Source organism: Gemmiger formicilis, assembly GCF_016901605.1.
Lineage (GTDB): Bacteria > Bacillota > Clostridia > Oscillospirales > Ruminococcaceae > Gemmiger > Gemmiger formicilis_B.
Genome location: NZ_JACJKP010000186.1, coordinates 1 through 5383, shown reverse-complemented (window position 1 = coordinate 5383; position 5383 = coordinate 1). Strand labels below are relative to the sequence as shown.

The window sequence follows — 5383 nt, the reverse complement described above, 5'->3', positions numbered from 1 at the left end:
CTGCCACGTACAGGCGGACGGCAGTGAATCCTACGGTTGCCGGCAGCAGCGCACCGGCGCGGCCTGGGACGACCAGGTCCTGTGCACCCTGTACCGTGACAGCGAACTTCCCGGGCTGATCTTTGCCTGGCAGGTTGCCGAGGAAACAAACGGCGAGACCTGCCTGGACCTGACGCTGCGGTACGACCCCGGGAACGGCACCTTCCCCCTGGAAGAGGGGCAGACCCTGCGGCTGTATCCCATGCAATTTCCCGATGCCGACAAAACCGCCGAAAGCAAGTCCGACGGCCTGCGCTCCGGCACCGCCGACCAGCAGGCGTTTATCCGGCTGGCGGAACTGTACCTGCAGCGCCGCCGCACCGTGGACCCCGCCGCCGACGACCTGAACGGATTGCTGAAACTGTTCCGGGGCAGCGGCATTGTGGAGACCTTGATGGGCAACGGCCTGGCCCCCACCCCGGAAAACCGCGCTGCTTTAGCGGCAGCAGTGGGCATACCGGACTATACCGGCAGTGACGCCCAGGACGAACAGCTGCTGGCCGCGCTGGGCGCCCCGGAGGAGCTCACCCCGCTGCCATGAACATATCCCTTTGACAACGCAAAGGCCCTGCATCCCCCGGTTGGGAGATGCAAGGCCTTTGCGTTTGGTTCAGGTCAGATTTTCCTGCCGCTTGGCAAATTCGATCATTTTGCTGTAGGTTTCCTCGCTCAGATCGTGCTCGATCTTGCAGGCATCGTGGGAGGCCACTTCCGGGTCCACCCCCAGGGCCACAAAAAACTGAGTCAGCTTGCGGTGGCGGTCGTAGATGCGTTGGGCAATCAGCATGCCCGGTTCCTCCAGGTGGATATAGCCGTCGCCATCCACCGAGATATAGCCGTTTTCCCGCAGGTTCTTCATGGCCACGCTGACACTGGGCTTGGAAAAGCCCATGGCCACCGCAATGTCGATGGAGCGCACCGAGCCTTTCTGCTCCTGCAGCATGAGGATCTTTTCCAGATAATCTTCGGCCGATTCGTGAATGTTCATCGGCACGCCCCCCTTTCGGTACGGTAATGTATCCCTACTATACCACGCGGGAGCGCTTTTTGCAACCAAAAGCGGGGTGCCGTCATCGGCACCCCGCCCGGGAGCAAATCAGGTATGGGATTCGTGGCAGTGGCCGCCGCACCCGCCGCAATGGCCGGAGCAGCCGCCCCCGCAGGAGCATCCGCCGGAACAGCCGCCGCAGCTGCTGCAGGCACCGCCGGACTTGTGGCTTCGCCAAAGCAGCCAGCCGGTGCCCCCAAAAACCACCGCCGCTACCAGCAGCGTGGGCAGGTTGAAATTGACCGCCAGAAATTCCAGCATGTGGGGCACTCCTTTCAGATCAGGTCAGGATTTGGAGTGGATCAGCTTGCGGGTATCCACACTGACCTCGTTGACGTTTTCATATTTGTTGGGGCGTGCCAGCAGCCAGACGGCCAGCGCCAGGATGGCAGCCGCCACGACGGTGAAGAAGTTGAAGGCCACTTCGCCGGTGATGAGCCCGCCGATCTGGTAGACCACCAGGGAGGTGCAGTAGGCCAGCAGGCACATGTAGCCGATGGCCGCCGCCGTCCATTTGCCGTTGTTCATCTCCCGCTTGATGGCGCCCATGGCCGCGAAGCAGGGGGCGCACAGCAGGTTGAAGATCATGAAGCTGTAAGCCGTCAGCGCCGTGAAATGTCCGGCGATCTGGCCCCAGATCTCGTCGCCGTTCTCGGAGACTTCGCCCGCGAAGCCGAACAGCACCGCGAAGGTGGCGACCACGTTTTCCTTGGCGATGAGGCCGGTGACGGTGGCGACGGTGGAGCGCCAGTCGCCGAAGCCCAGGGGCGCGAAGATAAAGCTCACCGCGCCGCCGATGGAGGCCAGCAGGCTGGTGTTGTTATCTTCCACCATGCCGAACTGCCCGTCGGTGAAGCCGAAGCCCTGCAGGAACCACAGGATGATGGTGGACGCCAGGATGACGGTGCCCGCCCGCTTGATGAAGGACCAGCCCCGCTCCCAGGTAGCGCGCAGCACGTTGCCCCAGGCAGGCACATGGTAGGCGGGCAGCTCCATGACGAAGGGCGCCGGGTCCCCGGCAAAGAGTTTGGTTTTCTTGAGCATGATGCCCGATACAATGATGGCCGCCATGCCGATGAAGTAGGCCGAGGTGGCCACCAGGCCGGAACCGCCGAACAGCGCGCCCGCGAACAGGCCGATGATGGGCATTTTGGCGCTGCAGGGGATGAAGCAGGTGGTCATGATGGTCATGCGGCGGTCGCGCTCATTCTCGATGGTGCGGGAGGCCATAATGCCAGGCACGCCGCAGCCGGTACCCACCAGCATGGGGATGAAGCTCTTGCCCGAGAGGCCGAACTTGCGGAAGATGCGGTCCATGATGAAGGCGACGCGGGCCATGTAGCCGATATCCTCCAGGATGGAGAGCATCAGGAACAGCACCAGCATCTGGGGCACGAAGCCCAGCACGGCGCCCACGCCGGCCACGATGCCGTCGTTGATGAGGCCGATGAGCCAGTCGGCGCAGCCGATGGAAACAAGGAAACCTTCCACCGCCGGGGGCACGATCTCGCCGAAGAGCACATCGTTGGTCCAGTCGGTGGCCATGGTGCCGAAGGAGAAGCCGGTGCTGCCCATGGCGATGGTGTAGATCAGCGCCATGATGACCGCAAAGATGGGCAGCGCCAGGATGCGGTTGGTGACGATGCGGTCGATCTTGTCGGACATGGTCAGGTGCTCGGTGCGTTCCTTCTTTTTGACCGCCCGGCTGACCACCGTGTTGATGTAGGCGTAGCGCTGGTTGGTGATGATGCTCTCGGCGTCATCGTCCATCTCTTTTTCGCAGTCGGTGATGTGCAGATCCAGGTGCTTCAGCAGCGCCGGGTCCAGCCCCAGTTCTGCCTGCACCTTGTCATCCCGCTCAAACAATTTGACGGCATACCACCGCAGGAAGCGGTCATCCACCTTGCCCTGGATGGATTCCTCAATATGGGCCAGGGCGTGTTCCACACTGCCGGTAAACACATGGGGCAGTTCGCCGGCCTGGTGGTCCCGTGCCGCCGTCACGGCCAGTTCTGCCGCCTGACGGCTGCCCTCTCCTTTCAGGGCACTGATCCCGATGGCTTCGCAGCCCAGTTCCTTGCTCAGCCGTTTCAGATCGATCTTATCGCCATTTTTGCGCACCAGATCGATCATATTCACAGCCATGACCACCGGGATGCCCAGTTCGATCAGCTGGGTGGTCAGGTAAAGGTTTCGCTCGATGTTGGTGCCGTCGATGATGTTCAGAATGGCGTCGGGCTTTTCCCCTACCAGATAACCGCGGGCCACCACTTCCTCCAGCGTGTAGGGGGACAACGAATAAATACCCGGCAGGTCCTGGATGACCACATCATTGTGGCCTTTCAGCTTGCCTTCCTTCTTTTCCACCGTAACGCCGGGCCAGTTGCCCACATACTGATTGGAGCCGGTCAGATCATTGAACAGGGTGGTTTTGCCGCAGTTCGGATTGCCGGCCAGTGCGATTTTGATTGCCATGTTTCCAAATACCCCTTTCTGTGTGCCTGGGTGCAAGCGCCCGCTTATTCTACCTCGACCATGGCGGCATCTGCCTTGCGGATGCTCAGCTCATAGCCACGCACCGTCAGTTCCAGCGGATCGCCCAACGGTGCCACCTTGCGCAGATAGACCTGCGTGCCTTTGGTCAGGCCCATATCCATGATGCGCCGCCGCACAGGCCCTTCGCCGTGCAGGCGGACCACCGTAGCGGTCTGCCCTACTTTGAGTTCTTTCAAAGTGTTCATACAGTCAACCTCCCCATATCGTTGCGTCACGGGGTCATGCCCCGGGATCGTCCTGTTTCAGGCCACCAGAATCCGCATGGCCAGGGTGCGGTCCAGTGCAATGCGGCTTGCCTTTACCTGTAAAATCAGGTTTCCGCCCAGCACGCTGACCACCTCGATGCTCTCCCCCACTACAAAACCCAGTTCCGCCAGGTGCTGGCGCACCTCGTCCTTACCGGTAATTTTGCGGATGGTGACTACATCGCCCGCTTTTGCCATTGTCAACGGCATTCTTCGTCGCCTCCTTCGCCCTTCACGTTAGTATGCGCTAACCTCAAGGTGAAAACTATGCGGCCGGCTATATGCCTGCCGCTCCTGGTACACCCAAAAAGTTAGTTACAGCTAATTTTAATCCCCATAAAACCGCACAGAACAACGGGAATCTGTCTGTGCGGTGCAGGTTTGGGAAATAAGGGTGGGACCCTCTCTGTCTGGTGTAGTTAGTTTTATCTAACGCAGATACTATACCACGCTGCGGGCCGTTTGTCAACGCCCCCGGACCATTTTTTTGCAACAAAAAAGAGAGGGGATTGCGCCCCTCTCTCACCGGTTCAACGCCGGATCAGTAGTTGCTGCTCTTCAGCTCAAAGTAAGCCTGCGGATGCGCGCACACCGGGCACTTGACCGGCGCATGCTGGCCGATATAGATGTAACCGCAGTTACGGCACTGCCAGACCTGCTCGGTCTCGCGGGCAAATACCTTGCCGGCCTCGATGTTGGCGGCCAGGGCCTTGTAGCGCTCCTCGTGCTCCTTCTCGATGGAGGCGACCATGGTGAACAGCGCGGCGATCTGGTCGAAACCTTCCTCTTTGGCCTCGGCAGCCATGCGCGGATACATGGAGGTGTGCTCCTCATTCTCACCGGCGGCGGCCATCTTCAGGCAGGTCAGGGTGTCGGGAATTTCGCCGCCCTCCATCAGGAGCTTGAACCAGATCTTGGCATGCTCTTTCTCGTTGTTGGCGGTCTCGTTGAAGATCGCGGAGATCTGCTCAAAGCCTTCCTTCTTGGCCTTGGATGCGAAATAGGTGTACTTATTGCGGGCCTGGCTCTCACCGGCGAAAGCTTCCCACAAATTCTTCTCAGTCTTGCTGCCCTTGAATTCCATAACGCGTACCTCCGTTTGTGTATTGTTTGTTCTGTTTTTTCAAGAACTTGTCTTGCTTTGGCTTCATTATATCATATTATTTTATCTTGTCAACCCTATTTTTAAGAATTATTCTCATTATTTATTTTCATGACTGTTGACAAATTTTCTTGAATCGTGTATCCTATATTTTAAGATAGATTCTTATTTAGGAAGGAGGCTTGCCTATGACCCGCCAACGCGCGCTGATTTTGGACATCATGCGCCAGCAGCGTCCCCTGCACCTGACCGCCGACGAGATCTTTTGCCATGCACGGCAGCAAATGCCGCACATTGCACGCGGTACCGTGTACCGCAATCTGAAAATGATGGAGCGTGACGGGGAAGTTGCCCACCTGGAAATGGCCGGCGGCCCGGACCGCTACGACTGTA

Annotated in this window: 8 protein-coding genes; 2 read left to right on the top strand and 6 right to left on the bottom strand. The window is 59.2% G+C overall.

Annotated features, from left to right (window positions below; translation table 11 throughout):
* Window positions 1–580, top strand: a 580-nt coding sequence (locus H6B10_RS12310) for a hypothetical protein (RefSeq protein ID WP_204651877.1), incomplete at its 5' end; no start/stop codon positions are given.
* Between the two features lie 69 nt (window positions 581–649).
* Here H6B10_RS12310 and H6B10_RS12305 read toward each other — a convergent pair.
* The 6 genes from H6B10_RS12305 to rbr form a co-directional block, all read right to left on the bottom strand.
* A complete protein-coding gene (locus H6B10_RS12305) occupies window positions 650–1027 on the bottom strand; it encodes a metal-dependent transcriptional regulator (protein WP_204651876.1) in 378 nt (125 codons plus the stop codon).
* A gap of 108 nt (window positions 1028–1135) precedes the next feature.
* A complete protein-coding gene (locus H6B10_RS12300; protein ID WP_204651875.1) occupies window positions 1136–1348 on the bottom strand; it encodes a FeoB-associated Cys-rich membrane protein in 213 nt (70 codons plus the stop codon).
* Between the two features lie 24 nt (window positions 1349–1372).
* Complete coding sequence (gene feoB, locus H6B10_RS12295) at window positions 1373–3562, bottom strand: ferrous iron transport protein B (protein ID WP_204651874.1); 2190 nt, start codon at window positions 3560–3562, stop codon at window positions 1373–1375.
* Between the two features lie 44 nt (window positions 3563–3606).
* Window positions 3607–3828, bottom strand: coding sequence for a FeoA family protein (locus H6B10_RS12290; protein WP_204651873.1), 222 nt, complete (start codon window positions 3826–3828; stop codon window positions 3607–3609).
* A 57-nt stretch (window positions 3829–3885) separates the two neighbouring features.
* Window positions 3886–4098, bottom strand: coding sequence for a FeoA family protein (locus tag H6B10_RS12285; RefSeq protein ID WP_204651872.1), 213 nt, complete (start codon window positions 4096–4098; stop codon window positions 3886–3888).
* Between the two features lie 331 nt (window positions 4099–4429).
* Complete coding sequence (rbr, locus tag H6B10_RS12280; RefSeq protein ID WP_204651871.1) at window positions 4430–4972, bottom strand: rubrerythrin; 543 nt, start codon at window positions 4970–4972, stop codon at window positions 4430–4432.
* Between the two features lie 206 nt (window positions 4973–5178).
* Between rbr and H6B10_RS12275 the strand changes: the two genes are divergently transcribed.
* Window positions 5179–5383, top strand: a 205-nt coding sequence (locus H6B10_RS12275; RefSeq protein WP_204651870.1) for a transcriptional repressor, incomplete at its 3' end; no start/stop codon positions are given.

Coding starts and splice junctions, on each gene's coding strand:
- H6B10_RS12285 (WP_204651872.1), bottom strand. CDS start 4,098: ATGCCGTTGACAATGGCAAAAGCGGGCGATGTAGTCACCATCCGCAAA.
- H6B10_RS12300 (WP_204651875.1), bottom strand. CDS start 1,348: ATGCTGGAATTTCTGGCGGTCAATTTCAACCTGCCCACGCTGCTGGTA.
- feoB (WP_204651874.1), bottom strand. CDS start 3,562: ATGGCAATCAAAATCGCACTGGCCGGCAATCCGAACTGCGGCAAAACC.
- rbr (WP_204651871.1), bottom strand. CDS start 4,972: ATGGAATTCAAGGGCAGCAAGACTGAGAAGAATTTGTGGGAAGCTTTC.
- H6B10_RS12290 (WP_204651873.1), bottom strand. CDS start 3,828: ATGAACACTTTGAAAGAACTCAAAGTAGGGCAGACCGCTACGGTGGTC.
- H6B10_RS12305 (WP_204651876.1), bottom strand. CDS start 1,027: ATGAACATTCACGAATCGGCCGAAGATTATCTGGAAAAGATCCTCATG.